22 protein-coding genes and 1 riboswitch are annotated in these 25,907 nt (G+C 72.1%); of the genes, 12 read left to right on the plus strand and 10 right to left on the minus strand.

The features are described from left to right. Nucleotides 1-63: 63 nt before the first annotated feature. From OHU74_RS10705 to OHU74_RS10715, 3 genes are all read right to left on the minus strand, one after another. Complete coding sequence (locus OHU74_RS10705) at nt 64-1,152, minus strand: prenyltransferase (RefSeq protein ID WP_371615677.1); 1,089 nt, start codon at nt 1,150-1,152, stop codon at nt 64-66. Continuing rightward, on the minus strand, nt 1,149-1,910 hold the full coding sequence (locus tag OHU74_RS10710) for a class I SAM-dependent methyltransferase (RefSeq protein WP_371615678.1): 762 nt from the start codon (nt 1,908-1,910) through the stop codon (nt 1,149-1,151). Before OHU74_RS10710 ends, OHU74_RS10705 begins: the two co-directional genes overlap by 4 nt. A 97-nt stretch (nt 1,911-2,007) precedes the next feature. Then, a complete protein-coding gene (locus tag OHU74_RS10715) occupies nt 2,008-3,360 on the minus strand; it encodes a glycosyltransferase family 4 protein (RefSeq protein WP_371615679.1) in 1,353 nt (450 codons plus the stop codon). Nucleotides 3,361-3,589: 229 nt separating this feature from the next. Between OHU74_RS10715 and OHU74_RS10720 the strand changes: the two genes are divergently transcribed. Further along, nucleotides 3,590-4,285 carry a TetR family transcriptional regulator gene (locus OHU74_RS10720; RefSeq protein WP_371615680.1) on the plus strand — a complete coding sequence of 232 codons (696 nt, stop codon included), beginning with the start codon at nt 3,590-3,592 and terminating at the stop codon, nt 4,283-4,285. A gap of 131 nt (nt 4,286-4,416) precedes the next feature. Here the strand turns inward: OHU74_RS10720 and OHU74_RS10725 are convergent, their stop codons facing one another. The 3 genes from OHU74_RS10725 to OHU74_RS10735 form a co-directional block, all read right to left on the minus strand. Next, nucleotides 4,417-5,061: a hypothetical protein gene (locus OHU74_RS10725; protein ID WP_371615681.1), complete on the minus strand. Its 645-nt coding sequence runs from the start codon at nt 5,059-5,061 to the stop codon at nt 4,417-4,419. Between the two features lie 1,358 nt (nt 5,062-6,419). Then, nucleotides 6,420-6,653 (minus strand): ferredoxin, encoded by a 234-nt coding sequence (locus OHU74_RS10730; RefSeq protein ID WP_371619638.1) that lies wholly within the window; start codon nt 6,651-6,653, stop codon nt 6,420-6,422. Nucleotides 6,654-6,676: 23 nt separating this feature from the next. After that, nucleotides 6,677-8,149, minus strand: a complete 1,473-nt coding sequence (locus OHU74_RS10735; RefSeq protein WP_371615683.1) for an aldehyde dehydrogenase — start codon at nt 8,147-8,149, stop codon at nt 6,677-6,679. 183 nt (nt 8,150-8,332) lie between these two features. Between OHU74_RS10735 and OHU74_RS10740 the strand changes: the two genes are divergently transcribed. From OHU74_RS10740 to OHU74_RS10770, 7 genes are all read left to right on the plus strand, one after another. After that, nucleotides 8,333-9,421 carry an MBL fold metallo-hydrolase gene (locus OHU74_RS10740; RefSeq protein ID WP_371615684.1) on the plus strand — a complete coding sequence of 363 codons (1,089 nt, stop codon included), beginning with the start codon at nt 8,333-8,335 and terminating at the stop codon, nt 9,419-9,421. A gap of 139 nt (nt 9,422-9,560) precedes the next feature. Further along, nucleotides 9,561-9,641, plus strand: a riboswitch (cobalamin riboswitch). Between the two features lie 137 nt (nt 9,642-9,778). After that, complete coding sequence (locus OHU74_RS10745) at nt 9,779-11,032, plus strand: prenyltransferase/squalene oxidase repeat-containing protein (protein WP_371615685.1); 1,254 nt, start codon at nt 9,779-9,781, stop codon at nt 11,030-11,032. Continuing rightward, nucleotides 11,032-11,673, plus strand: coding sequence for an SCO2322 family protein (locus tag OHU74_RS10750; RefSeq protein WP_371615686.1), 642 nt, complete (start codon nt 11,032-11,034; stop codon nt 11,671-11,673). Before OHU74_RS10745 ends, OHU74_RS10750 begins: the two co-directional genes overlap by 1 nt. 170 nt (nt 11,674-11,843) lie before the next feature. Continuing rightward, nucleotides 11,844-12,956, plus strand: coding sequence for an energy-coupling factor transporter transmembrane component T (locus OHU74_RS10755; protein WP_371619639.1), 1,113 nt, complete (start codon nt 11,844-11,846; stop codon nt 12,954-12,956). Continuing rightward, entirely contained in the window at nt 12,953-14,746 is a 1,794-nt protein-coding gene (locus tag OHU74_RS10760; protein ID WP_371615687.1) for an ABC transporter ATP-binding protein, read from the plus strand. Before OHU74_RS10755 ends, OHU74_RS10760 begins: the two co-directional genes overlap by 4 nt. Then, the gene (locus tag OHU74_RS10765; RefSeq protein WP_371615688.1) at nt 14,743-15,609 is read left to right on the plus strand and encodes an ECF transporter S component; all 867 of its coding nucleotides are present in this window, start codon (nt 14,743-14,745) and stop codon (nt 15,607-15,609) included. The genes OHU74_RS10760 and OHU74_RS10765 overlap by 4 nt, the downstream gene beginning before the upstream one ends. Nucleotides 15,610-15,915: 306 nt before the next feature. Then, nucleotides 15,916-16,371: a transglycosylase SLT domain-containing protein gene (locus tag OHU74_RS10770; protein ID WP_330294266.1), complete on the plus strand. Its 456-nt coding sequence runs from the start codon at nt 15,916-15,918 to the stop codon at nt 16,369-16,371. A gap of 157 nt (nt 16,372-16,528) precedes the next feature. On the opposite strand, the gene OHU74_RS10775 is transcribed toward OHU74_RS10770, so the two are convergent. Further along, nucleotides 16,529-17,698 (minus strand): steroid 3-ketoacyl-CoA thiolase, encoded by a 1,170-nt coding sequence (locus tag OHU74_RS10775; protein WP_330296212.1) that lies wholly within the window; start codon nt 17,696-17,698, stop codon nt 16,529-16,531. Nucleotides 17,699-17,972: 274 nt separating this feature from the next. On the opposite strand from OHU74_RS10775, the gene OHU74_RS10780 reads away from it, so the two are divergent. Together OHU74_RS10780 and OHU74_RS10785 are read left to right on the plus strand one after the other, a co-directional pair. After that, nucleotides 17,973-19,217, plus strand: coding sequence for a cytochrome P450 (locus OHU74_RS10780; RefSeq protein WP_371615689.1), 1,245 nt, complete (start codon nt 17,973-17,975; stop codon nt 19,215-19,217). Nucleotides 19,218-19,355: 138 nt separating this feature from the next. Then, nucleotides 19,356-19,718, plus strand: coding sequence for a DUF6193 family natural product biosynthesis protein (locus tag OHU74_RS10785; RefSeq protein ID WP_371615690.1), 363 nt, complete (start codon nt 19,356-19,358; stop codon nt 19,716-19,718). A 389-nt stretch (nt 19,719-20,107) separates the two neighbouring features. On the opposite strand, the gene OHU74_RS10790 is transcribed toward OHU74_RS10785, so the two are convergent. Next, nucleotides 20,108-22,057, minus strand: a complete 1,950-nt coding sequence (locus OHU74_RS10790; protein WP_371615691.1) for a bifunctional glycosyltransferase 87/phosphatase PAP2 family protein — start codon at nt 22,055-22,057, stop codon at nt 20,108-20,110. A gap of 221 nt (nt 22,058-22,278) precedes the next feature. On the opposite strand from OHU74_RS10790, the gene OHU74_RS10795 reads away from it, so the two are divergent. Then, nucleotides 22,279-22,608: an antibiotic biosynthesis monooxygenase gene (locus OHU74_RS10795; RefSeq protein WP_371615692.1), complete on the plus strand. Its 330-nt coding sequence runs from the start codon at nt 22,279-22,281 to the stop codon at nt 22,606-22,608. Between the two features lie 88 nt (nt 22,609-22,696). On the opposite strand, the gene OHU74_RS10800 is transcribed toward OHU74_RS10795, so the two are convergent. Continuing rightward, the gene (locus OHU74_RS10800) at nt 22,697-23,092 is read right to left on the minus strand and encodes a nuclear transport factor 2 family protein (RefSeq protein WP_330296217.1); all 396 of its coding nucleotides are present in this window, start codon (nt 23,090-23,092) and stop codon (nt 22,697-22,699) included. A 160-nt stretch (nt 23,093-23,252) separates the two neighbouring features. On the opposite strand from OHU74_RS10800, the gene OHU74_RS10805 reads away from it, so the two are divergent. Next, nucleotides 23,253-23,771, plus strand: coding sequence for a GNAT family N-acetyltransferase (locus tag OHU74_RS10805; RefSeq protein ID WP_371619640.1), 519 nt, complete (start codon nt 23,253-23,255; stop codon nt 23,769-23,771). 3 nt (nt 23,772-23,774) lie between these two features. Here OHU74_RS10805 and OHU74_RS10810 read toward each other — a convergent pair whose 3' ends face one another. After that, nucleotides 23,775-25,832, minus strand: coding sequence for a DHA2 family efflux MFS transporter permease subunit (locus OHU74_RS10810; RefSeq protein ID WP_371615693.1), 2,058 nt, complete (start codon nt 25,830-25,832; stop codon nt 23,775-23,777). Between the last annotated feature and the right edge of the window lie 75 nt (nt 25,833-25,907).

Genomic DNA, 25,907 nt, shown 5'->3' on the forward strand with positions numbered 1-25,907 from the left:
CCGTCGTCCTCCGGCCGACCGGGGGACGACGGGCACCCGGTCACAGCAGTCGCAGCGGTCGGTTCAGCCGCAGCAGTCCGGCTCCAGGCCGACCGGCAGGCTCAGCCCGCCGAAGACGACACCCGTGGCCTCGTCGCCGCCCAGCGCGGCCACCGCGAGGAGCAGCGAGCCCGCCGTCCAGGTGGTCTGCTCGACGGGCCAGACGGCCCCGTCCTGGAACACGTACCCGGTCCAGTACATGCCGTTGTCGTCCCGCAGGTGACCGATCGAGCGCAGGATCTCCAGCGCCCGGTCCGACTCCCCCATCGCCCACAGCGCGAGCGCCAGCTCGCAGGACTCCCCGCCCGTCACCCAGGGGTTCGGCAGCACGCACCGCACGCCGAGGTCCGGTACGACGAACTCCTCCCACCGCTCCTCGATGCGGGCCTTGGCCTCCGCGCCGGTCAGGGCGCCGCCCAGGACCGGGTAGTACCAGTCCATCGAGTAGTGGGACTTGTCGAGGAACCGCTCCGGATGCCGGCGTATCGCGTGCCCGAGGGCGCCCGCCGCCAGCTCCCAGTCCGGCTGCGGATCCTCGCGGTGGGCGGCGATGGCCAGCGCGCAGCGCAGGGCCTGGTGGATGGAGGAGGACCCGGTCAGCAGGGCGTCGGAGACGGCCTCGCCGGAGGCCTCCCGCTTCCAGCCGATCTCGCCGCCGGGCTGCTGGAGCCGCAGGACGAACTCCACGGCCGCGTACACGGCCGGCCACATGCGGTCGAGGAAGGCGTCGTCCCCGGTGGACAGGTGGTGGTGCCAGACACCGACGGCGAGGTACGCGACGAAGTTGCTCTCGCGGCTCGCGTCCTGCGGCGCGGCGGTGTCGACCCCGTCCGCGCGGTCGGCGTAGGCCGCGTACCAGGAGCCGTCCTCGTTCTGGTGGCGGACCAGCCAGTCGTACGCCCGCTCCGCGGCCTCGTGCTCGCCCGCCGCGTCGAGCGCCATCGCGGCCTCGGTGTGGTCCCACGGGTCGAGGTGGTGGCCGCGGAACCACGGGATGGCCCCGTCCGCGCGCTGCGCGGCGAGGATCCCGGCGACCGTCTGGGCGGCCTCCTCGGCCGTCAGTACGCCGTCCAGGACCAGGTGCTCGGGTGCGGTGCGCTCGGGCGAGCTCACTTCTCGGCGCCCGCGGCGGCCGTCGCGGCGGCGGCTGCTACCGGGAGGTGCGGCTTGGTTGCGTAGGCGACGAAGCTCTTGCCTATGACCGGGTTGAGGGCCTGCTCCACGAGCCTCGTGGCCAGCGGCTTCTTCATGATGTCCCAGACCAGGAGCTTGTGGTACGCCTTGACGGGCAGCGCCTGGTCGTTGTCCACGCCGAAGGCGCACTTGAGCCACCAGTACGGCGAGTGCAGACCGTGCGCGTGGTGCGTGCCGTAGGGCTTGAGGCCGGCGGACTCCATCTTGCCGAGCAGTTCCTCCGCCTTGTAGATGCGGATGTGGCCGCCCTCGACCTCGTGGTAGGCGTCGGAGAGCGCCCAGCAGATCTTCTCGGGGCCGTAGCGCGGCACGGTGATGGCGATGCGGCCGCCGGGCTTGAGGACGCGGACCATCTCGGCGAGCACCCCCTTGTCGTCGGGGATGTGCTCCATCACCTCGGAGATGATGACGACGTCGAAGGACTCGTCGGGGAACGGCAGCGCGAGGGCGTCGCCCTCCATGGCGGTGGCGGTGGCCCCGGCCGGGGCCTCACCGGCCTCCTTCATGGCGGCGAACCACTTGGCGACCTCGCGGATCTCGTCGCCGTTGCGGTCGAGGGCGACCACCTGGGCGCCGCGCCGGTAGCACTCGAAGGCGTGCCGGCCTGCGCCGCAGCCCAGGTCGAGTACGCGGTCGCCTGCGGCGAGCGGGAACCGGGAGAAATCGACGGTCAGCACGTGGTCCTGCCTTCGCGGTCGCGGGGGTGAGAGGGGTACGGCATCGGACGGAAGGTGAAGATCACCGGGTACTGCGGGGTGCGGGTGCTACCGCGCACTACCGGGCACTGCCGCTACGGGCGCCGCTACGGCGCTCCCGCGCGGCCCGCTCGATCGCGGCGCGGTAGTGCACGACGGTGCCCTCGGCGGCCTTGGCCCAGGTGAACCGCTCCAGCACCCGTTCGCGGCCGGCCGCCCCGAGTCTGGCGCGCAGCTCCGGATCCTCCATCAGCCGGCCGAGGGCTGCGGCCAGCGCACCCGCGTCGCCGGGCGGCACCGCCAGGCAGGTCTCGCCGTCGGGGCCCGCGACCTCGGGGATCGCACCACCGGTGGTGGCGACGAGCGGGGTCCCGGTGGCCATGGACTCGGCGGCCGGGAGCGAGAAGCCCTCGTAGAGGGAGGGCACGCAGGCGATCTGGGCGCTGCGCACCAGGTCGACCAGCTCGGCGTCGGTGATGCCCTTGACGAAGCGGACGGCGTCCTGGAGCCCGTACGTCTCAATCGCGCGGGCGACCGGCCCGCGCTCGGCGCGCTTGCCGACCACGACGAGGTGGGCGTCGGGCTGCTCGGTACGCAGCTTCGCGAGCGCCTCGACGAGGTGGACGAGCCCCTTCAGCGGGACGTCGGCGCTGGAGGTGGTCACGATCCGTCCGGGCACCTCGGCCACGGAGGGGTCGGGCGACCACAGGTCGGTGTCGGCGCCGATGTGGACCACGTGGATGCGCTCGTCGCGCACGCCCAGGTGCTCGGCGATCTCCTGCCGCGAGGAGCCGGAGACGGTCAGCACCGACGGCAGCCGCCGCGCGACGCGGCCCTGCATGCGGGTGAAGCCGTACCAACGCCGCACGGAGGCACGCCTCCTGCGGCTCTTGGCGGCGGCCAGGTCCAGCTTGCGGTCGACGGTGATGGGGTGGTGGATCGTGGTCACCAGCGGCGCGCCGAGCTCGGCCAGCAGCCCGTACCCGAGGGTCTGGTTGTCGTGGATGACGTCGAACTCACCGGCGCGCGCGGCCAGATGCCTGCGCGCCCGCAGCGAGAAGGTCAGCGGCTCGGGGAAACCGCCGGTCCACATGGTGGCGACCTCGACGGCGTCGATCCAGTCCCGGTACTCGTCGCGCTTGGGAGTGCGGAACGGGTCGGGGCTGCGGTAGAGGTCCAGGCTGGGGAGCTCGGTGAGCGTGGCCCCGGCGCCGGTGACGGCGTCGCGGTCGAGGACCGGATAGGGCTGCGCGCCGATGACCTCGACGCTGTGCCCGAGGTTGACGAGCTCCCGCGCGAGGTGGCGTACGTAGACGCCCTGTCCGCCGCAGAACGGGTTCCCCTTATAGGTGAGGAGTGCGATCCGCAACGGGCGGCTGTCGTCGGTGGCGGAACCCACGAAAGGGCTCGTCACCATGGCCTCAGCGGTCACTCTCGGCCCCCTTCTCCCTGCACTTTCGCCGGAGCGTAACCGCTCGCATAATGTAGAACAAGTTTCAGACTTGATCCGTTGAAGACCATTGAATCTACCGGCCGGAAACCACACCGTAAGAGGGGTGGCAGGTGATTCGCGCCACGGCTCGGACGCCTGACATGCTGGGCGCACAGCAGCCCCGCAACACCCCACCCGCAACAACAGGGAACGCCTTGGAACGGGACAGATGACAGCGGAAGCGAAGGCCGTGACCTCAGCCGTGACCTCGGCCGTCACCACACCGGCGTCCCCTCCCCTGACGGAGCGCCAGGAGGCGCGACGCAGGCGGATCCTGCACGCCAGCGCACAGCTGGCCAGCAAGGGCGGCTTCGACGCCGTCCAGATGCGGGAGGTCGCGGAGTCGTCCAGCGTCGCGCTGGGAACCCTCTACCGCTACTTCCCCTCCAAGGTGCACCTGCTCGTCGCCACCATGCAGGACCAGCTCCAGCACATGCACGGAACCCTCCGCAAGCGCCCGCCGGCCGGGGACGACCCCGCAGCCCGGGTCGCGGAGACCCTGATGCGCGCCTTCCGCGCACTGCAGCGCGAGCCGCACCTGGCGGACGCGATGGTCCGCGCCCTCACCTTCGCCGACCGCAGCGTGAGCCCCGAGGTGGACACGGTCTCCCGACTGACGACGGCCATCATCCTGGACGCGATGGGCCTGGACGCCCCGCCGACGGCGGAGCAGCTGTCGGCGGTCCGGGTCATCGAGCACACCTGGCACTCGGCACTGATCACCTGGCTCTCGGGCCGGGCATCGATCGCCCAGGTCAAGATCGACATCGAGACCGTGTGCCGACTGATCGACCTCACGGGGGCGGGGGCGAGCGGGTCGGCCGGGGCGGCGGGGAGACCGGCGGGGGCTCGGGAAAAGGCCTGATCCCGCCGGTGGCGGACGGGGCGGAGAACGGGACGCGCCGGCCACTGCGCCCCACCGACACCCCTACGCGCCGGTCGCGACGGCGCCGACCGCCCACTTGATCCGCATCCGCTTCCTCCTGTGCGGGTCGTTCATCGCTTGTGTTCCTTGATCCGCTTCTCGCACTCGGGAGTGCCCTTCAGCGCGAGCAGGCTGAAGTGGTTGGCGTTGCGGGGCCCCTTGGCGTACGCGTCGAGCCGCCAGCCGCCCTTGAACAGGGAGTACCCGAGCACCGGTTCGGTCAGGCGGGCGTCCATCGTCCAGCCGCGGGCGACCAGCCCGTTCACGAGCCCGGTCAGCTGGCTGTCGCTCACGAACTCGAAACTGCGATAGCCCGCAGCACAGTCGCCCCAGGCCTCGAGCATCGGATTACCGCCGTCGACGTCAGGACCGACACCCGCGTCGGCCGTCACGACATCGAAGTCCTCCCACACCATCGCCTGAGTCGGCTCAGGCCCGGAGTACACGGACTGCTGCGCAGATGCGTCGACCTTGACCCAGTTGCCCCGCGGAGCCGCCGGACGCGCCTCCGGAGCCAGCAGACTCCCGGCAACCACCACCCCCACCCCGACGGCCACCACGGCCAGCCACTTGAGCCGGGTGGCTGTACGGCTGCGGGTTTGGGCGGGCTGTTGCGGGGGTGCGGGGTCGGCGGGGGCTGCGGGGGCGGCCGGCTCGGCTGGCTCCGTTGCTTCTCCGGACACACTTGTGTTGCTGGTGTCGCTGGTCCCGCTCATGTTCGTCCCACCCCTTGCGAAGCCACCGGGCGAAGTTCGGCCCGCGGCGGTCGCAGGAGTGTCACACGTTTCGGTACGTGGAACGGGGCCGGGGGTGGGCTGGCTTGGGCTGCGGGTGGGTCGGTGGCTTTGACAGTCCCTGGGGGCGTCCCTCCAGTCCAGTGTCCTTCCGGGACGGGCCGGTCCGTCAAGGGCGCTCCCTTCGGTCGCGTCGCTACGCGATGGCCTGCGGCCACCCTTGACCGACCGACCCGTCCCGGAATGCCACAAGACTTCCGGGATCCCCCCGGGGGATGGCCTGGGGGTCAAATGGGGAGGGACGGCCGTGTCGCAGCCCCCGGGGCGGGTCCCGCCGGTCAGCCGACGCCCGGAGGGTCGGAAGAGGCCCGCTGCCCCGGATTGGGGGCGCGGGAAGTTCGGGAGACCCACCCGACACCAATCGAGGACCCTTCCCGAGCCCGTCGCACGCCAACCCGCACCCACGGACGATCACCAGCCCCGCAGGGTCGGGGGGCGCGTCAGATCGCTACGCACTGCCGCTCGGCTTAGCGACTGACCACCGTCCGGGGCTAGAGGTGGGCCGCCAGCCCCTTCGGGGGCGGCTGACGTCGCATGGCGACGATCCAACCGTCCGTGGTGGGCGTGCAAACCTCCGACGATCACTGCCCGCACCACAGGAAGGCGACTGCCGCTACTGCGGCTATCACGTCGCCTAAAGGCACTGATCTCGTCCTCACAGTCTGAGAACTGATCGTTCGACTCCCACCCAGCTACCAAAAGAGGACAAACACGCCCCTTGGGTGGGGCTGGACATCGATGGTCCGCAGGCGCACGCCAGGCGGCACCCCGAACGGCCGTGGGCGGCCTATGCCCAGCCCCAGACGGTCGTCAGTCGCTAAGCCGAGCGCGACTGTGTAGCGATCTGATGCGCCCCAAAGCATCTGGGGGGCTGGTGCTCGTCCTTTCGTGCGGGTTGGCGTGCGACGGGCTCGGGAAGGGTCCTCGATCGGTGTCGGGTGGGTCTCCTGAACTTCCCGCGCCCCCAATCGGGGGCAGCGGGCCCCTTCCGGCCGTCCGGGCGTCGGCTGACCGGCGGGACCGCCCCCGCACGTCCCTGGCCACGGCCGCCCCTCCGTATGTCACCCCCAGGCCATCCCCCGGGGGGATCCCGGAAGTCTTGTGGCATTCCGGGACGGGTCGGTCGGTCAAGGGTGGCCGCAGGCCATCGCGTAGCGACGCGACCGAAGGGAGCGCCCTTGACGGACCGGCCCGGCCCGGAAGGACACTGGACTGGAGGGACGCCCCCAGGGACCGTCAAAGCCACCGAGCAGCCCGCAGCCCACCGCAGCCCCCGCCCCCTATTCCTCCGGCGGGAACACCGCCTCCCCGCTCCCGGCCAGCGCGATCGAGATCGCTTCCACCGGGCAGCCCTCCGCCGCGGTCAGTACCGGCTCGTTCGCGTCGGTTTCCGCCGCGCGCGGGTGCGACTGGCGGGCCGAGTCGAGGGCGAAGCCCTCCGGGGCGTGGTTCACGCACATGCCCGAGCCGATGCAGACACCTCGGTCCACCTCGACCAGCCACCGGTCGCCCATCCGCTCGCCCACACGGTCGCCCATCACGCACCGGCCGCGGGGGGCTCGTATCCGGCCGGGAGGTGGATCATCTTGTGCTCCAGGTACTCGCTCAGGCCCTCCGGGCCGAACTCGCGGCCGACGCCGCTGTTCTTGTAGCCGCCGAACGGGCCGAGCATGTCCAGGCTGAAGGTGTTCACGTTGAAGGTGCCCGTGCGCACCTGCCGCGCGAAGTCCACGCCGTGTTCCACGTCCCCCGTCCAGACGCTGCCGCTGAGCCCGAACTCCGAGTCGTTGGCCACCCGTAGCGCCTCCGCCTCGTCCCCGTAGGGGATCAGGCAGACGACCGGGCCGAAGATCTCCTCGCGGGCGATCCGCATCGAGTTGTCGACGTCTCCGAAGAGGGTCGGCTCCACGTACCAGCCCTGTTCCAGGCCCGCCGGGACGCCGCCGCCGGACAGGACCTTGGCGCCTTCCTCCTGGCCGATCCGGATGAAGTCGAGCGAGCGCTGCTGCTGCCGCTTGGCCACCAGCGGGCCGACCTGGGTGGCCGGGTCCAGCGGATCGCCGACGACCAGCGCCCCGGCCTTGGCGGCGAGCGCCTCGGCGAACTCCTCGTAGCGGCTGCGCGGGGCGAGGATGCGGGTCTGGGCCACACACGCCTGGCCGTTGTTCATCCAGGCCGCCGGGACGATGCCGTCGACGGTGGAGCCGAGGTCGGCGTCGGGGAGGATGACGGCGGCGGACTTGCCGCCGAGTTCGAGGGTGACGCGGGTGAGGTTGCGCGAGGCGACCTCCATGACGCGCCGGCCGGCCGCGACGGAGCCGGTGAACGCGACCTTGTCCACGCCCGGGTGGCCGACCAGGTACTCGCTGACCTCGCGGTCGGCGGGCAGGATCGACAGCACGCCCTCGGGTACTCCGGCCTCGCGGGCGATGTCGGCGAGGATGTAGGAGTCGAGGACCGCCTCCGGGGACGGCTTGAGGATGACCGCGCAGCCGCTGAGCAGCGCGGGCGCCAGCTTGGCGGCCGCGACGAACTGCGGGACGTTCCAGGGGATGACGGCGGCGACGACGCCGACCGGCTCGCGCCGTACGAGGATCGGGCCGAGTACGCCCTGGCGGTACTCCTCGTAGGGGTAGGCGCGGGCGACGGTGATCGCGGCGTCGTAGACCATCATCGGGCCGAGCGCCTGGGCGAGGACGCTCCAGGAGTACGGGGATCCGTTCTGGGAGCTGATCGAGCGGGCGATCTCCTCGTGGCGGACGGCTATGGCGTCCTTGATCCGGGTGACGACCGCGATCCGCTCGTCGAGGCCCATGCGCGGCCAGGGGCCCTCGTCGAAGGCGGTGCGGGCCACGGCCACCGCGCGGTCCACGTCCGCCTTCGAGGCGTGCGGGACGCTGCCGATGACCTGCTCGGTGTGGGGCGAGACGATCTTGATCGTGTCGGAGCCCAGCGGGTCCGTCCACTCCCCGCCGATGAGCAGTTGTCCGTGTTCGACGAGCTCGGTCATGGCTGATGCCTCCTGCGGCTTGGGCGTTCCAGAACTGATACCAGTTCTAGTTCTAGGAGTCCACGGCCCTGACACAACCGGGACTGTGAGCGGGCCGGAAGATCCAACGACTAGTCAGGAAGCCTGCAAGATGGTCGACTTGGGCGACTATTGCAACATGTTCTCGTTGGAACGGAGCCCCTCATGGCAGAGGACACGTCACCGGTCCGGTCGCCGGACACGTCAGCCGCGACGCCTCACGTCACCGACCACGGCGGAGGCGTGTGGGGCATCAAGGTCCCCATCCCCGACAACCCGCTCGGCCACACCCTCGTCCACGTGCTCGACACCGACAGCGGCCCGGTCCTCATCGACACCGGCTGGGACGACCCCGAGTCCTGGGACACCCTCGTCGCCGGGCTCGGCGCCCTCTCCCTCTCCATCGCCGACATCCACGGCGTGGTCATCACCCACCACCACCCCGACCACCACGGCCTGTCGGGCCAGGTCCGCGACGCCTCCGGCGCCTGGATCGCCATGCACGCCGCCGACACCGAGGTCGTCGTACGGACCCGGGCCTCCGAGCCCGGCGTCTGGTTCGACTACATGAGCGAGAAGCTCGCCACCGCCGGAGCCCCCGAGGAGCACATCGCCCCGCTGCGGGCCGCCCGCGCGAGCGGCCGCATGCGGACCCTGCCCGGGCTGCGGGCCGCGGTTCCCGACCGGGAGATCGTCCCCGGCGAGCTGCTGCCGCTGGCCGGCCGCCGGCTGCGGGCCATCTGGACCCCCGGCCACACCCCCGGCCACGTCTGCCTGCACCTGGAGGAACAGCACCCGGCGAACCTGCCCGGCAACGGCCGCCTCTTCTCCGGGGACCACCTGCTGCCCGGGATCTCCCCGCACATCGGCCTCTACGAAGACCCCTCCTCGGAGCAGGTCACCGACCCCCTCGGCGACTACCTCGACTCCCTCGAACGCATCGGCCGCCTGGAGCCCGCCGAGGTGCTCCCGGCCCACCAGTACGCGTTCACCGACGCCCCCGGCCGCGTACGGGAGCTCCTGGACCACCACGAGGAGCGGCTGACCGGGCTGTGGGAACTGCTCGTCGCGCAGCCGCTGACCCCGTGGGCGCTGGCCGAGCGGATGGAGTGGAACCGGCCCTGGGAGCAGATCCCGTACGGCTCCCGCAACATCGCCGTCTCGGAGGCCGAAGCCCACCTGCGGCGCCTGGTGAAGCAGGGCCGCGCGGAGGCGGTGCCGGGCAGCGACCCGGTGACGTACCGCGGGCTGTAGAGGGCCCCGCGGACGCCCCTGCGGACACCCCCGCGGGGAGCCGGGCGGGAGGTCCAGTAAGGGGTGCCCCGGGCCGGCGCCACCAGGTGCGCGGGCTACGGGCCGGTAGAGTATGGGCGTCGTCAACACCTTCGTACGGGGGGAAGCCGGTGCAATTCCGGCGCTGACCCGCAACCGTGACCCTCCCTCGGCTCCGCCGGGGCGGGGAGCCGGAATGCCCCGTACCGGAGGTGCGCGGCTCGAGCCGCCGGTTCCTCCGGCGGCCGGCACCGTCGAGGTAAACGGAGCCGGAGCCCGGTGCCAGCCCCTGCTGTGCCGCCTGCCTCCGGATCCCCACAGGAGAGGCACCCGCCCCACATGAACGTCCGCCGCAGCGCCGCAACGCTCGCCGCCTCCGCCGTGCTCTGCGTGGGTGCCGCCCCGGCGGCCCTCGCCGCGCCCGTGCCCACCCCGGCGCCGGCCATCCCCTCCGGACTCTTCGGCAAGGGCGACCCGACCTACGACGGTGTGTGGCGGCAGTCGTTCGCGCTCCTCGGCCAGCACACGGCCGGCGTCAAGCCCGCCCCGCAGGCCGTGGACTGGCTCGTCGGCCAGCAGTGCGCCAACGGCTCCTTCGCTTCCTTCCGCGAGAACACCGCCAAGGATTGCGACGCCTCGGTGTTCATCGACTCCAACGCCACCGCGGTCGCCGTGCAGGCGCTGGCCGCGGTCGGCGGCCACGACGAGACGGTGAAGAAGGCCGTCGGCTGGCTGAAGTCCGTGCAGAACGAGGACGGCGGCTGGAGCAACAACCCCGGCGGCGCCATGGACGGTGGCACGGACGCCGACTCGACCGCCCTCGTGATCAGCGCCCTGACGGTCGTCGGCGAGAAGCCGGCCGAGTTCAAGTCGAAGGCGGGCAAGTCCCCGTACGAGGCGCTCCTCGCCTTCCAGCTGGGCTGCTCCGCCGAGCCGGCCGCCGACCGCGGCGCCTTCGCGTTCCAGCCGGCCGACGGCAAGCTGTCCGCGAACGCCGGCGCGACGGCCGCCGCGGCGCTGGCCGGCCTCGGCAAGGGCACGGTCGTCTCCCCCGCCGCCACCGACACCCCGGCGGCCCCCCTGACCTGCCCGGCGACCGCCGGCGACCCGGCGGCCGCCGCCCAGGGCGCGGCCGGATACCTGGCCGAGGCCCTGAAGAAGGACGGCCACCTCACCGCCGTCACCCCGGGCTCCGACCAGCCGACCGCCGACACCGGCAACACCGCCGACGCGGTGATCTCCCTGGCCGCGGCCGGGCACAAGCAGTCGGCGGCGGGCGCGCTGGAGTGGCTGAAGGCCAACTCCGCCGAGTGGGCCAAGGGCAACCCGGCCGGCCTCGGCACCCTGATCCTGGCCGCGCACGCGACCGGCACCGACCCGAAGGCCTTCGGCTCCACGGACCTGGTGGCGGCGCTGAACGCGACGGGCCCGGAGCCCGCCAAGGCCACCGGCTCCCAGGAGGGCGACTCCGGCAAGAAGACCTCCGAGGACTCCGGCAACAAGAACGTCTGGTGGATGATCGGCGCGGGCGCCGCCGCCGGCATGGGCATCGGCATCGTGCTGAGCGGCCGCCGGAAGAAGAACCAGCTCTGATGCGCCGCCGTCTGACGCCGGTGCTCCTCGGGCTCGGCCTGGTCCTCACGCTCCTGGCCGCGTCCCCCGCCCTCGCCTCCACCTACCGCTACTGGTCCTTCTGGGACGGCACGGGCGGCCAGTGGAAGTACGCCACCCAGGGCCCCTCCTCGGCGCGTCCGGCGGACGGCTCCGTGCAGGGCTTCCACTTCGTGGTCAGCAAGGACGCCGCCGCCCAGGCCCCCGCGCCGCGCACCGGCCCCGACTTCGCGGCGGTCTGCGCGGCCACCCCGGCGGTGGACGGCAAGAAGCGGATCGCCGTGGTCATCGACTTCGGCACTCCGGCGGACGCCCCGACGGGCGACACCCCGCCGCAGGACGCCCCGCGCACCGCGTGCGCGCAGCTCGGCCCGGACGCCACCGCGGCCGAAGCCCTGGCCGAGGTGGCGAAGCCGCTGCGCTACAACAGCGCGGCGCTGCTGTGCTCCGTCTCGGGGTACCCGAAGCAGGGCTGCGGGGAGCCGGTCGCGGATGCCCCGGCCGACGCGGCCACCGGCAAGAGCAGCGGCGGCCCTTCGGCGGGCCTCCTCGCGGGCATCGCGGCGGTGGCCGCCCTGGCCGCGGCCGCCCTGTGGCAATCGCGCCGCCGCCGCACCCGGTGACCCAGGACCCCGCCGACGCGGGCTACCGCGCCGGCGGGGCGGACGGCTACGGCGTCCGGCCGCCCGCGCGGGCCTCCCGCAGTACGAACGGCACCACGCACGGCGCCGCACCCGGCGACCTGACCCCGGCCCGCCCCGCCGCGGACCGGGCGGCGAAGGGGGCCCGGCGGGTGCCGACGTACAAAAGGATCACGCCTCCCGAGGCCAGTCGGAGCAATGCCCTGCACGCGGGGGCCTGGTGGCTCTGGGCGCTCGGGCTCGCCACCGCCGCCTCGCGCACCACCAATCCCCTCCTGCTCGGCCTCATCGTCGGCGTCGCCGGCTACGTCGTCGCCGCGCGCCGTACGGACGCTCCCTGGGCCCGTTCCTACGGCGCCTTCGTCAAGCTCGGCCTCTTCGTCATCGGCCTGCGCCTCCTCTTCTCCATGCTCCTGGGCTCCCCCATCCCCGGCTCGCACACCCTGTTCACCCTCCCGGAGGTCCCGTTGCCCGCTTGGGCGCAGGGCATCCGGTTCGGCGGCCGGGTCACCGCCGAGCAGCTGGTCTTCGCCTTCTACGACGGCGCGAAGCTGGCCACGCTCCTGATCTGCGTCGGCGCCGCCAACGCCCTCGCGAATCCGGCCCGGCTGCTGAAGTCCCTGCCCGCGGCCCTGTACGAGGTCGGCGTCGCCGTGGTCGTCGCGATGACCTTCGCGCCGAACATGGTCGCGGACGTGGTCCGGCTCCGTACCGCCCGCCGCCTGCGCGGGCGGCCCACGGGCGGGGTGAAGGCGATCCTGCAGATCGGCCTGCCGGTGCTGGAGGGCGCGCTGGAGCGTTCCGTCGCCCTCGCCGCCTCGATGGACGCGCGCGGCTACGGCCGCACCGCGCGGGTCCCGGCCGCCGTCCGGCACACCACCAACGTCCTGACCCTCGGCGGACTACTCGGCATGTGCGCCGGTACGTACGGGCTGCTCGCGGCGGAGGGCGCCGTGTACGGCCTGCCGATCCTCCTCATCGGCCTCGCCCTGGCCCTCGCCGGGCTGCGGCTCGGCGGCCGCCGCTCGATCCGGACCCGGTACCGGCCCGACCGGTGGGGGCTGCGGTCCTGGCTCGTCGCCGGGTCGGGCGCGGCGGTCGCCGCGCTGCTGATCCGGGCCGCGTCCCTGGACCCGGAGGGGCTGCGCCCCGGCGTGATCCCCCTGGTCGCCCCGGCCCTCCCCCTCTTTCCCGCCGCGGTGATCCTGATCGGCCTGCTTCCCGCCTTCGTGGCACCCGTACCGCCGAAGGAGGCGTCGCTGTGATCCGTTTCGACCAGGTGTCGGTGACATACGAGGGCGCGCCGTCCCCCTCCCTCCGCGACGCGGACTTCGTCATCCCCGAGGGCGAACTGACGCTCCTGGTCGGCCCTTCCGGCGTCGGCAAATCCACCCTCCTCGGGACGGTCTCCGGCCTCGTCCCGCACTTCACCGGGGGCCGGCTCCAGGGCCGGGTCACGGTCGCGGGCCGTGACACCCGTACGCACAAGCCGCGCGAGCTGGCGGACGTGGTCGGCACGGTGGGCCAGGACCCGCTGGCCCACTTCGTGACGGACGTGGTCGAGGACGAGCTCGCCTACGGCATGGAGTCCCTGGGCCTTCCCCCCGCCGTCATGCGCCGCCGCGTCGAGGAGACCCTGGACCTGCTCGGCCTGGGCGACCTTCGCGACCGCCCCATCGCCACCCTCTCCGGGGGCCAGCAGCAGCGCGTCGCCATCGGCTCGGTCCTGACCCCGCACCCGCGGGTGCTCGTCCTGGACGAGCCGACGTCCGCGCTGGACCCGGCGGCCGCGGAGGAGGTCCTGGCGGTCCTCCAGCGACTGGTCCACGATCTGGGCACGACCGTCCTGATGGCGGAGCACCGCCTGGAGCGGGTGGTCCAGTACGCCGACCAGGTCCTGCTCCTCCCCGCCCCGGGCGCCGCACCCGTCCTCGGCTCCCCTTCCTCGATCATGGCCGTCTCCCCGGTCCACCCCCCGGTGGTGGCCCTGGGCCGCCTCGCCGACTGGTCCCCCCTCCCCCTCTCCGTCCGCGACGCCCGCCGCCGAGCCGCTCCGCTCCGGTCGCGCCTGTCCACCACCTCGGCGAAGCCCGGAGGCGGGTCCGGGTCGCAGCCCCGCCAGGGGTCCGGGGCGCAGCCCCGGGGAACGGTGGAAGGGTGGGTAGGGGACGGCCGCCCGCAGGGCCCCGGCTCCGGCGGCCCCCGCATGCTCGCGCGCCTGCTCCGGCGCGGCCGGACGACGCCTGCGCCCCCGCCCCCAGGGCAAGGCACGGACCCGGCCACCGTCAAGGGCCTCTCCCTCCGCCGCGGCCGCGCAGAGGTCCTCCGCAACATCGACCTCGCGGTAGCGCAAGGCGAGATCGTCGCCCTGATGGGCCGCAACGGCGCCGGCAAGTCCACCCTCCTCGCCACCCTCGTCGGCACGCTCGAGCCCACCACCGGCCAGGTGACCGTCAGCGGCCGCACCCCCCACCGCACCCCTCCCCGCGAGATGGTGACTCGCGTCGGCCTGGTGCCGCAGGAGCCCCGTGACCTGCTCTACGCCGACACCGTCGCCGCCGAGTGCGCCGCCGCCGACCACGACGCCGGCCGCCCGGCCGGTACCTGCCGGGCCCTGGTCACCTCTCTGCTCCCCGATGTCCCCGACGACACCCACCCGCGCGATCTCTCCGAGGGCCAGCGCCTGGCCCTCGCCCTCGCGCTCGTACTGACCGGCCGCCCGGCGCTGCTCCTGCTCGACGAGCCGACCCGTGGTCTGGACTACGCGGCGAAGGCCCGTCTGGTGGAGATCCTGCGCGGCCTGGCGGCCGACGGCCACGCGATCGTGCTGGCCACGCACGACGTGGAGCTCGCCGCCGAGCTGGCCCACCGGGTGGTGATCCTGGCCGGTGGCGAGGTGGTCGCGGACGGGCCGACCGCCGAGGTGGTGGTCTCCTCCCCCGCCTTCGCGCCGCAGGTGGCCAAGATCCTGGCCCCGGGCCACTGGCTCACGGTGTCCCAGGTCGCCGCCGCCCTCGAAACGCAGCCCCCGGCCCAAGACGGGGGCAAGCCATGACCCGCCCCCGCCCCCGCCCCATCCGCATCGGCCCCCGTGCCGCCGCCGCACTGGTCCTCGTCACCCTCATCGGCATCGCCGCCTTCGGCTGGCCCCTGCTCGCCGACGCGCAGTCGGGCCTGGCGCACTCCCAGGACGCCCCCTGGCTCTTCGCCGCCCTGCTCCCGCTCCTGGTCGGGGTGGTCGTCGCGACCATCGCGGACGACGGGATGGACGCCAAGGCCGTAGCCATGCTCGGCGTACTGGCCGCGGTGGGGGCCGCGCTGCGTCCCCTGGGGGCGGGTACGGCCGGTCTGGAGCCGATGTTCTTCCTGATGGTGCTGAGCGGCCGCGTCCTCGGGCCCGGCTTCGGCTTCGTCCTCGGGGCGGTGACGATGTTCGCGTCGGCCCTGCTCACGGGCGGGGTGGGGCCGTGGATGCCGTTCCAGATGCTGGCCATGGGCTGGTTTTCGCTGGGCGCGGGGCTGCTGCCGGGCCCGGAGCGGATCCGGGGGCGGGCCGAGCTGGCGCTGCTCGCGGTGTACGGGTTCCTCGGCTCCTTCGCGTACGGCACGGTCATGAACCTGCAGGGCTGGGTGATCCTGCAGGGCATGGGCCAGGGCATCTCCTTCCACCCCGGTGAGCCGGTGGCCGCAAATCTGGCGCGCTTCCTCGCGTACTGCCTGGCGACCTCGGTGGGCTGGGACCTGGGCCGGGCCGCGCTGACGGTCGTACTGACCCTCACGCTCGGCACGACCCTGCTGAAGGCGTTGCGGCGGGCCACGCGGAAAGCGGCCTTCGACGCGCCCGTGGCCTTCGATGCGGGGGGCGGATCCGTCCGTGAGCCTTCCCCCGAAAGGGGTACGGGCAGGCACGCTGGGTGAGATCCGGGGCCTGGGGCGGTGACCCGCCCCACAGGACCTAGGTCACATACGAGCCGGGATAGTAGTCCTTAAACGTCCCCTACGCACCCCTCCATACCGGCCCTCACCTGCTCTGATGCCTGCCCGGCCGGTGGGGGGTCGTTGCGCCCCGGCTGCGAGGACCACTAGTAAGAGGGGGCGTTGCCAGGGCCCGGGAACCCCCGTAGAACTGGATGAGTCGCAGGGCGGACGGAGATCCCCCCGGGTTCACCCCCGGTCTCCCGCTCCCCCCGACGAACCCCTCTCCTTCGCGTGAGTGGCTCACGCATGTCTTCGGCATGCCTGCGACCGTCCCTGTCCCCTTCGGAAGGTCAATCCGTGTCCAACGCAGTCATCCGCCGCATCGCCGCTTCCAAGAAGACCCTCGCGGGTACCGTCCTCGCCCTGGGCGTCGCCGGTTCCATGCTGGCCGCGGTTCCCGCGCAGGCCGCCCCGATGAGCGCCAAGGCGATCGCCCAGCAGATGATCAAGGACCCGGCCCAGTTCGCTGCGTTCAACAACATCGTTTCCCGCGAGAGCGGCTGGGACCACACCGCCACGAACTCCTCTTCCGGCGCGTACGGCCTGGTCCAGGCCCTGCCGGCCTCGAAGATGGCCTCGGCGGGCTCGGACTGGAAGACCAACCCGGCCACCCAGATCAAGTGGGGCCTGGACTACATGAACTCCCGCTACGGCAGCCCCGTCGGCGCCTGGAGCTTCTGGCAGAACCACCACTGGTACTAAGCCACCAGCGGCAACAGACACAGCAGCACCATGCGGTAGCAGCGCCACGCGGTAGCAGCAGACGCATGCGAAGGCCCCGGCGGCCGACCTCCCCAGGTCCGGCCACCGGGGCCTTCTGCCATCCCATCCCACAGGGTCGGAGGCCGGCGCCGGCGTACTACAGGCGCTGGATGATGGTGCCCGTCGCCAGCGCGCCGCCCGCGCACATGGTGATCAGGGCGAATTCCTTGTCGCGCCGCTCCAGCTCGTGCAGCGCGGTGGTGATCAGCCGGGCGCCGGTGGCGCCGACGGGGTGGCCCAGCGCGATGCCGCCGCCGTTGACGTTGACCTTCTCCAGGTCCTGGTCGAAGACCTGGGCCCAGCTGAGGACGACGGAGGCGAAGGCCTCGTTGATCTCGACGAGGTCGATGTCCTTCAGCGACATCCCCGCCTTGCCGAGCACCGCCCGCGTCGCGTCGATCGGCCCGTCCAGGTGGTAGTGCGGGTCGGAGCCGACCAGTGTCTGGGCGACGATCCGGGCGCGCGGGCGCAGCTTGAGCGCGCGTGCCATCTTGCGCGAGGCCCACATCACGGCGCAGGCGCCGTCGGAGATCTGCGAGGAGTTCCCGGCGGTGTGCACGGCGGTCGGCATGACCGGCTTGAGCCGGGCCAGCGCCTCCATGGAGGTGTCGCGCAGCCCTTCGTCCCGGTCGACCAGCCGCCACATGCCCTGGCCGGCGGCCTGTTCCGCCTCGGTGGTCGGGACCTGCACGGCGAAGGTCTCGCGCTTGAAGCGCTCCTCGGCCCACGCGTCGGCGGCCCGCTGCTGGGACAGGACCCCCAATTTGTCCACGTCCTCGCGGGTCAGGCCCCGGTTGCGGGCGATGCGCTCGGCGGCCTCGAACTGGTTCGGGAGGTCGACGTTCCACTCGTCCGGGAAGGGCTTGCCGGGGCCGTGCTTGGATCCGGAGCCGAGCGGGACGCGGCTCATGGCCTCGACCCCGCAGGCGATCCCGATGTCCATGACGCCGCCGGAAATCATGTTGGCGACCATGTGGTTGGCCTGCTGGGAGCTGCCGCACTGACAGTCCACGGTGGTCGCGGCGGTCTCGTACGGGAGGCCCATGGCCAGCCAGGCGTTGCGGGCGGGGTTCATCGACTGCTCGCCGGCGTGGGTGACGGTGCCGCCGACGATCTGCTCGACGCAGTCGGGCTGGATCCCGGTGCGGGCGAGAAGCTCGCGGTAGGTCTCGCCGAGAAGGTAGGCGGGGTGAAGGTTGGCGAGTGCGCCCCCGCGCTTGCCGATGGGGGTGCGTACGGCTTCGACGATGACGGGTTCCGCGGCCATGAGCTCGTCCTCTCCTGCTCCTGCGTAGCGCACAGCGCGCTCGGCTAGCGCGCCTCAGCTGACGGACGGGCCGTCCCGGCGCCCCGCCCGAACTAGTACGCGTTCTAGTTCTCCCCGCAGTCTTATGACCAGAAGACCCGGTACGCAAGGGTCTTGCACGTGGCTTACACGGATTCCACACGCAACAGTTGGTGCGGGGACCCTTGTCACTTCTAGAACTCGTTACTACCTTCAAGCCAACTTCTGATGGGCCGTCAGACTTTGGAGTCGCCCGATGCCCTGCCCCGCGCTGCCCGAAGGCTTCGACGCCACCGACCCGGACCTGCTCCAAGACCGGGTCCCCTACCCCGAGTTCGCACAGCTGCGGGAGACCGCACCCGTCTGGTGGTGCCCGCAGGAGCGGGGCATCACCGGATTCGACGACGAGGGGTACTGGGCCGTCACCCGGCACGCGGACGTCAAGTACGTCTCCACGCACCCGGAGTTGTTCTCCTCCACGACGAACACGGCGATCATCCGCTTCAACGAGCACATCCAGCGCGATGCGATAGATGCCCAGCGTCTGATCATGCTGAACATGGATCCCCCGGAACACACCCGCGTACGCCAGATCGTGCAGCGGGGCTTCACCCCGCGGGCCATCCGCGGACTGGAAGAAGCCCTGCGCGACCGCGCCCGGAAGATCGTCTCGGAGGCCCTGGCGGCCTCGGCCGACGGCAGCTTCGACTTCGTCACGCAAGTGGCCTGCGAACTCCCACTCCAAGCCATCGCCGAGCTGATCGGCGTACCGCAGGAGGACCGCTCGCGGATCTTCGACTGGTCGAACAAGATGATCGCCTACGACGACCCGGAGTACGCGATCACCGCGGAGGTCGGCGGCAACGCGGCCATGGAGCTCATCGGCTACTCGATGAACCTCTCCTCGGAGCGCAAGGAGTGCCCGGCCCAGGACATCGTCACGCAGCTGGTCGCCGCCGAGGGCCAGGGCAACCTGGGCTCCGACGAGTTCGGCTTCTTCGTCCTCCTCCTGGCGGTCGCGGGCAACGAGACCACGCGCAACGCCATCAGCCACGGCATGCACGCCTTCCTGACCCACCCCGATCAGTGGGAGCTGTACAAGGCGACCCGCCCCTCGACGGCCGCCGAGGAGATCGTTCGCTGGGCCACCCCCGTGGTGTCCTTCCAGCGCACCGCCACCCAGGACACCGAACTGGGCGGTCAGAAGATCAAGGCGGGCGACCGCGTCGGCATGTTCTACTCCTCCGCCAACCACGACCCCGAGGTCTTCACCGACCCCGAGCGCTTCGACATCACCCGCGACCCGAACCCGCACCTGGGCTTCGGCGGCGGCGGTCCGCACTTCTGCCTCGGCAAGTCGCTGGCCATCATGGAGATCGACCTGATGTTCAACGCCCTGGCCGACGCCCTGCCCGACCTGCGCCTCGTCGGCGACGGCCCGCGCCGACTGCGCGCGGCCTGGCTGAACGGCATCAAGGAGCTGCGGGTCAGCCACGGCTGACCCGTGATCCAGGACGGCAGGGGCCTCACCTCCCACGCCCGGCCCCTGCCGTCCCTCGGTTGTTACCCGGCGGTCGTTACCTTCTCGCCGCCTTCGAGATCATTGCCTTGACGGCGGCCCGGCCCCCAGACTGCCCGGATGAACCTTGAGGACCCCAGCGCCAGACGCTGGCAGCGGCTGCCGACCACCTGGCGGCGGATGGCCGAGGAGAACGGGTCCGAGCCCATGAGCCAGGGCGTCATGAGCCAGGGCGTCCTGGCGCTCATCGAAGCCGCCCGCGCCGAGCCGGAGCTGCGCCGGCTGTACCCGTACACCAGCCACTTCACCCTCTGGTTCAGCGCCTCCGAGGGCCATCCCTTCGCCGTGACCGCGCCCGCCGTCGAGCCCCTGCCCGACGGCCGCTTCCGCGTACGCGGCCCCCGCCAGACCACCGTCCTCGGCGAGACCGACACGGCGCAGGCGGCGATAGCCCTGGTCATGGCGAACCTGCCCGCCGCCTGATCGGGGCACAGCCCCGCCAGGGGCGCGGGGAACCGCGCGCCCAGCCACAACGGACCCGCACGCGATCCGCAGGCCCCGGGGCGCAGCCCCGTCAGGGGCGCGGGGAACTGCGCGCCCAGCCACAGCGGACCCGCACCCGACACTCGTCCCGGGGCTCCGGGGCGCAGCCCCGGGGAACGGGCGAAGGGCGGGTAGGGGACAAGCCCCGCAGGGCCCGACCCCGGCTCCGCCGACCCGCCCCGAGTGGCGGGAGTCACCCCCCGGGCGGACCATGGCAGGACGCGGCGATCCAGCGCGAAGGGGTGCCGGGGCGGGATGCTACACCGCCCCGGCACCCCTTCGTCGTCGCCCGGCCACGGCCCCGGACCCGGCCCCAGACCCCGACCCGGTCAGGCCCTGGTCCGCCCCGCGGACCCCGCTCCGACCCGCTCCGGCACCCGCGGCCGCGGCACGGACACCCCGGCCGGCACGGCATCGCCCCGGGGACCCGAGAGCACGTAGACGAGTCCGAAACCGGCGCCGACGACGACCGCGCCGCCGACCGCGTCGAGCACCCAGTGGTTGGCGGTGGCGACGATCGCGCACACGGTGATCGTCGGGTGCAGCGCCCCCAGCAGCTTCTGCCAGCCCTTCGGCGCGAGCGTCACGATCACGACCCCGCACCACAGCGACCAGCCGAAGTGCAGCGAGGGCATCGCCGCGTACTGGTTGGAGATCGCGGTCATGGCCCCGTAGCTCGGGTTCGCCAGGTCCTGTACCCCGTGCACGGTGTCGATGAAGCCCAGGTCGGGCATCAGGCGCGGCGGTGCCAGCGGGTACAGCCAGAAACCTATGAGGGCGAGCACGGTGGCGAGGCCCAGGGAGGCCCGCGCCCAGCGGTAGTCCTTGGGGCGGCGCCAGTACAGGACGGCCAGGATCGTCAGCGGGACCACGAAGTGGAAGGAGGTGTAGTAGAAGTTGAAGAACGCCTCCAGCCAGGGCGTCTTCGCGACGGCGTGGTTCACCGCGTGCTCGATGTCGATGCCGAGCGCCTTCTCGATGCCGTGGATCTGGCTCCCGTTGCCCTCGGCGAGGGTGCGGCTGGTGGGCGCGGCGGCCCGGATGTGCGAGTACAGCGAGTACCCGACCCGTATCAGGAGCAGTTCCAGCAACAGGTTGGGGCGCGAGAGCACGCGCCGCCAGAACGGCAGCAGCGGGATCCGCGCCCACCGTGCGGGGGCGGGCCGCCCGTAGGCCGTCGGCACGGGCTCGCGCCAGTACGGGGACGAGCGCGGCAGGAACGGCACGGCGCAGGCCGCGGCGACGGCGGCGAGCAGCAGCACGTTGTCCCGTACGGGGGCCAGCGCGGCCAGGTTGGGCAGCAGCACGTCGCTCGGCAGGGTCATGGCGAGGACCACCGCCACCGGCCACACGGGCCGGTCCGCGGCCCGCTTGCCGACCTTGCCGGCGACCGCGAGCAGCACCCAGAGCAGCTGGTGGCGCCACCCGGTCGGGGACACGGCGACGGCCACGCAGCCGGTGATGGCGACGGCGAGCAGCAGCTGCCCGTCACGGGCGTAGCGGGCGGCGCGGCGCAGGCCGAACCAGGCGATGGCGGCCGCGAGGGCGAGGTAGATCAGGATCTCGCCGGGCCCGGACAGGCCCAGGCGCAGCAGCGCGCCGTGCACGGACTGGTTGGCGAGGCTGTCGGGGGCGCCGCCGAGGCCGGTGCCGGCCAGGTGCTGGACCCAGTACGTCCACGAGTCGCGCGGCAGGGCCGCCCAGGACAGCGCGGTGGCCCCGGCGAAGGTCGCGACGGCGGCGCGCGCGGTGGGCTTGCGCCCGGTCAGCCACAGCAGCGGGGCGAAGAGCAGCAGCGCCGGCTGGAGGGCGGCGGCGAGGCCGATCAGGAACCCGGACGGGCGGTCGGCCGGAACCCGGAACACGGCCAGCAGCACCAGCAGCACGGGCAGCACGGCGGTCTGGCCGGGCGAGGCGGCTTCGCGGACGGGCAGCGAGACCATCATCAGCGCGACCAGCACGGGCGCGGCCAGCAGCGCGGTGCGCCGGGGCACGGGGTCGGGCAGGCCGCGCGCGGCGACGAGCCCGATGGCGGCGACGAACAGCAGGGTCACGCAGGTCCAGGCCACCTCCAGGGAGGGCGTGGCGAAGCCGAGGAGCGGCTTGAGGACCAGCCCCGCGAAGGGGGTCCCAGTGAACTGGCCGTTCTCGTAGAGCAGGCCCGGCAGGCTGCCCGGGGTGCCGGGGAGGTGGAAATCGCTGAGCCACTCGCCCGGTGGCACGCGCAGCACCACGGCGGCCTGCCTGACGGCGAGCAGCCCTGCCAGCGCCCACAGCATGAGGCGTGCCGCCCCAAGCCTGCCGCCGCTACCGCCTATGACCCCGGCATGTCCGTTCGCACCGCTGTGCTCCGCCGCGTTAGCCACGCCTCGCCGGCCTCCCGCCCTGTTGACCGCAACCCTGACTTTGCCTGGCTGCCGCGTTTGATACCGCGTTTGATACCGCGTCCTTCATTTACCCGGACGACGATATCCCCCGCGCGATACCTAGGATGGCGCGCATGAGCATCGTGAAGATCAACGCACTGACCGTCCCGGCCGAACAGCGAGAGGTCCTGGAGCAGCGGTTTGCCTCCCGGGCGGGTGCGGTGGAGGGGTCCGACGGGTTCGAGTGGTTCGAGCTGCTGCGGCCCGTCGAGGGCACCGACCAGTACCTGGTGTACACGCGCTGGCGCTCCGAGGAGGACTTCCAGGCGTGGATGGAGGGCCCGATGAAGGCGGCCCACCAGGGTGGCGGCGCGGGTGGCGGCGAGCGCCCGAAGCCTGCGTCCACGGGGTCCTCGGTGTGGTCCTTCGAGGTCGTGCAGCAGGCGGCGCCGAAGCAGGCGTGAACGACGCGGGGCCCGGAGCATCAGCTCCGGGCCCTTGCACTTTCATCCGATTCTCACGTCGGCTGGCGTCAGCTGACGTCGGCTGCCATCAGCTCCAGAAGGCGTCGCTCTCGTCGATGTCCTCGATGCAGACGTCGAGGTCGCTGATCTTCCCGGCGACGAGGGTGAAGAAGATCCCCTCGTGGATCTCGAGCCCGCGGTCGCCGCGGTCCGCGCGCGATGTGTGGAAACTCATGACGTGGCCGCGGCCGTCCGCGAGCAATTTGTCCAGATGGACCTGGAGCGTTCCGTTCGACTCCTCGAAGAGCCGCCGGTAGAGGTCGAAGACGGCCTCCCGCCCCTTGTGGTGCCCTGAGATGGGACTGCTGCCGGGCATGTGCTGGATGACGTCGGCCGTCATCATCGTGCTCAGTTTGTCCATGTCGCGCTGGCCGAAGGCCTCGTAGGCGCGGCGGACCAGGACACAGTCAGGATGCTCCGACATGAGGTTCACGCCCTTCATGCGCACGGTTTGTCCTTTTTCCTATCATCGGCCCGCGCCTGTGGATATTCCAACGCGGACCCGGCCCGGCCCGCTCCACAATGGCGCCATGACCAGCGACACGAGGATCACTACGGCGGACACGGCGGACATGATGGACACGATGGACACGACCGAGACAACTGACGCGACGGACACGGCGGGCACCTGGCGGGTCGTCCGCGAGGCATTCAGCACCCCGGACGCCACCGTGCTGCGCCGCGCGTACTACGCGGAGGTCGCGGGCCGGTACTGGGAGCGGGCCGTCACCGAGGCCGAGATCGACCAGGGGCTCCTGGACTTCCCGGACGAGGGGCTGACGGCCCCGACGGGGCAGTTCGTGGTCGGCAGGCTGGACGGCCGGCCCCTGGCCTGCGGCGGCATACGCCTGCTGGACCCCGCCACGGCCGAGCTCACCCGGGTGTACGTGGACCCGCGCGCCCGCGGCACCGGCGGCGGCGCGGCCCTGCTGGGGGCGCTGGAGGAGGCCGCCCTCGAGCTGGGCGCCGAGTGCGTCCGACTGGACACCAGGTCGGACCTGGTGGAGGCCCGTGCCTTGTACGCGCGTCACGGGTACGCGGAGATACCCGCGTACAACTCGGGCCCGTACGCGGAGCACTGGTTCGAGAAGCGCCTGGTCTGAGGGTCAGGGCGTGGCGGAGTGGTCCCGGCGCGGCAGGGTCTCGTACGGCTCCTCGGAGTCGGATCCGCAGAGCTCCGCGTTGATCTCCGCGACCAGCTTCGACAGGTCGGTCGGGCGGTCCGGGCCCCACCAGTCGCCGAGCAGTTCGGCGAGGGAGTCCTCGCGGGCCGCCGACAGCTTCAGCGCGCTCTCCCGGCCCTTCTCCGTCAGGACCAGCGGCAGTCCCTCGCGCACGGCCAGCCCGCGCTCCTCGACCTGGCGGGCCGCGTCCGTGATGGCCTTCAACGGCACGATGGTCCGCTCGGCGAGCATGGCGGGTTCGGCGGAGCCGTACTTGTTGATCCGCAGCAGCAGCCAGCTGGAAGCGGGCAGCAGGTCGTAGCCGGCCTTCTCGGTGATCTTCTCGTAGACGTGCTTGCGGCCCTGGAGGGTCCCGAGCACCGAAAGGGCGCGGGCGACCTCGTCGCGGGAGGAGCGGTGGACCGGGTTCGAGGCGAGGGTCTCGGTGACATCGGGCGCCGTCACCGAGCCGCGCAGCTTGTCCTCCTTGAGGAACCAGGCCACGACGAAGGCCACCAGCACCACGGGCACGGCGTAGAGGAAGACGTCGGTGATGGAGGTGGAGTAGGCGTCCAGCACCCTCGGCCGCAGGGCGGGGGGAAGGGCCGCGATGGCCCGCGGGTCGGCCTCAAGCCGCGAGGCGTCCACCCCGGGCGGCAGCGGCAGCCCGGCCAAGGCGGAGGAGAGTTTGTCGTCGAGCCGGTTGGTGAAGACCGTGCCGAAGATGGCGACGCCGAAGGAGGCGCCGATGGAGCGGAAGAAGGTGGCACCGGAGGTGGCGACTCCGAGGTCGGCGTAGCTGACCGAGTTCTGCACCACCAGCACGAGCACCTGCATGACCAGTCCGAGGCCGGCGCCGAAGACGAAGAAGTAGGCGCTCATCTCCCAGGTGGAACTGGTGCGCTCCAACTGGTGCAGGAGCAGCAGCCCGACGGCGGTCACGGCCGTGCCCGCGATCGGGAAGACCTTCCAGCGTCCGGTGCGGCTGACGATCTGGCCGGAGCCGGTGGAGGTGATCAGCATGCCGAGCACCATCGGCAGCATGTGGACGCCCGACATGGTCGGCGAGACGCCCTGGACGACCTGGAGGAAGGTCGGCAGGTAGACCATCGCGCCGAACATCGCGAAGCCCACGACGAAGCTGATCAGCGAGCAGAGGGTGAAGGTGCGGATCCGGAACAGCTTGAGGGGGAGCACGGGCTCCACGGCCCGCTGCTCGACGAGTACGAAGGCGATCAGCAGCACGACGCCCAGTACGGCCAGTCCGATGATCTCGGGGGAGCTCCAGCCCCAGGTCCCGCCGAGCGAGGCCACGAGCACGAGGCAGGTCGCGACGGAGGCGATGAGGAAGGTGCCGAGGTAGTCGATGGTGTGCTTCTCGGAGCGCACCGGGATGTGCAGGCTCGCGGCGATGACGACGAGCGCGACGAGACCGATGGGGAGGTTGATGTAGAAGACCCAGCGCCACGACAGGTGGTCCACGAACAGCCCGCCCAGCAGCGGGCCGAGCACGCTGGTCGCTCCGAAGACCGCGCCGAACAGACCCTGGTACTTGCCGCGCTCGCGCGGCGGGACGATGTCGCCGACGATCGCCATCGACAGCACCATCAGCCCGCCGCCGCCCAGGCCTTGCAGCGCGCGGAAGCCGATGAGCTGCGGCATGTTCTGAGCGAGCCCGCACAGGGCGGACCCGATCAGGAACAGCACGATGGCGTACTGGAAGAGCTTCTTGCGCCCGTACTGGTCTCCGAGCTTGCCCCAGAGCGGGGTGGCGGCGGTCGAGGCGAGCATGTAGGCGGTGACGACCCACGAGAGGTGGGCCATCCCGCCGAGATCGCTGACGATCGTCGGAAGGGCCGTCGAGACGATCGTCTGGTCGAGTGCGGCGATCAGCAGTCCCAGCAGCAGTGCGCCGATGGAGACGAGCACCTCGCGCGATGCGTGTTCGGCGCCGGGACCGGACTTCCTCGGGTCGGACTCCGTGGCCACGTCCTGAACCATCGACTCCTCCTCAGGGCTGATCGACTACTCCATCCTGAGCGGTGTGTCCGGTTATGGCCTGTCGGGCGGGTTGGG

Origin of the sequence: Streptomyces sp. NBC_00454 (assembly GCF_041434015.1) — a bacterium.
Lineage (GTDB): Bacteria > Actinomycetota > Actinomycetes > Streptomycetales > Streptomycetaceae > Streptomyces.

Coding starts and splice junctions, on each gene's coding strand:
- OHU74_RS10720 (WP_371615680.1), top strand. CDS start 3,590: ATGACAGCGGAAGCGAAGGCCGTGACCTCAGCCGTGACCTCGGCCGTC.
- OHU74_RS10725 (WP_371615681.1), bottom strand. CDS start 5,061: ATGAGCGGGACCAGCGACACCAGCAACACAAGTGTGTCCGGAGAAGCA.
- OHU74_RS10730 (WP_371619638.1), bottom strand. CDS start 6,653: ATGGGCGACCGGTGGCTGGTCGAGGTGGACCGAGGTGTCTGCATCGGC.
- OHU74_RS10735 (WP_371615683.1), bottom strand. CDS start 8,149: ATGACCGAGCTCGTCGAACACGGACAACTGCTCATCGGCGGGGAGTGG.
- OHU74_RS10740 (WP_371615684.1), top strand. CDS start 8,333: ATGGCAGAGGACACGTCACCGGTCCGGTCGCCGGACACGTCAGCCGCG.
- OHU74_RS10745 (WP_371615685.1), top strand. CDS start 9,779: ATGAACGTCCGCCGCAGCGCCGCAACGCTCGCCGCCTCCGCCGTGCTC.
- OHU74_RS10750 (WP_371615686.1), top strand. CDS start 11,032: ATGCGCCGCCGTCTGACGCCGGTGCTCCTCGGGCTCGGCCTGGTCCTC.
- OHU74_RS10765 (WP_371615688.1), top strand. CDS start 14,743: ATGACCCGCCCCCGCCCCCGCCCCATCCGCATCGGCCCCCGTGCCGCC.
- OHU74_RS10770 (WP_330294266.1), top strand. CDS start 15,916: ATGTCTTCGGCATGCCTGCGACCGTCCCTGTCCCCTTCGGAAGGTCAA.
- OHU74_RS10775 (WP_330296212.1), bottom strand. CDS start 17,698: ATGGCCGCGGAACCCGTCATCGTCGAAGCCGTACGCACCCCCATCGGC.
- OHU74_RS10780 (WP_371615689.1), top strand. CDS start 17,973: ATGCCCTGCCCCGCGCTGCCCGAAGGCTTCGACGCCACCGACCCGGAC.
- OHU74_RS10785 (WP_371615690.1), top strand. CDS start 19,356: ATGAACCTTGAGGACCCCAGCGCCAGACGCTGGCAGCGGCTGCCGACC.
- OHU74_RS10790 (WP_371615691.1), bottom strand. CDS start 22,057: ATGCTGTGGGCGCTGGCAGGGCTGCTCGCCGTCAGGCAGGCCGCCGTG.
- OHU74_RS10795 (WP_371615692.1), top strand. CDS start 22,279: ATGAGCATCGTGAAGATCAACGCACTGACCGTCCCGGCCGAACAGCGA.
- OHU74_RS10800 (WP_330296217.1), bottom strand. CDS start 23,092: ATGTCGGAGCATCCTGACTGTGTCCTGGTCCGCCGCGCCTACGAGGCC.
- OHU74_RS10805 (WP_371619640.1), top strand. CDS start 23,253: ATGGACACGACCGAGACAACTGACGCGACGGACACGGCGGGCACCTGG.
- OHU74_RS10810 (WP_371615693.1), bottom strand. CDS start 25,832: ATGGTTCAGGACGTGGCCACGGAGTCCGACCCGAGGAAGTCCGGTCCC.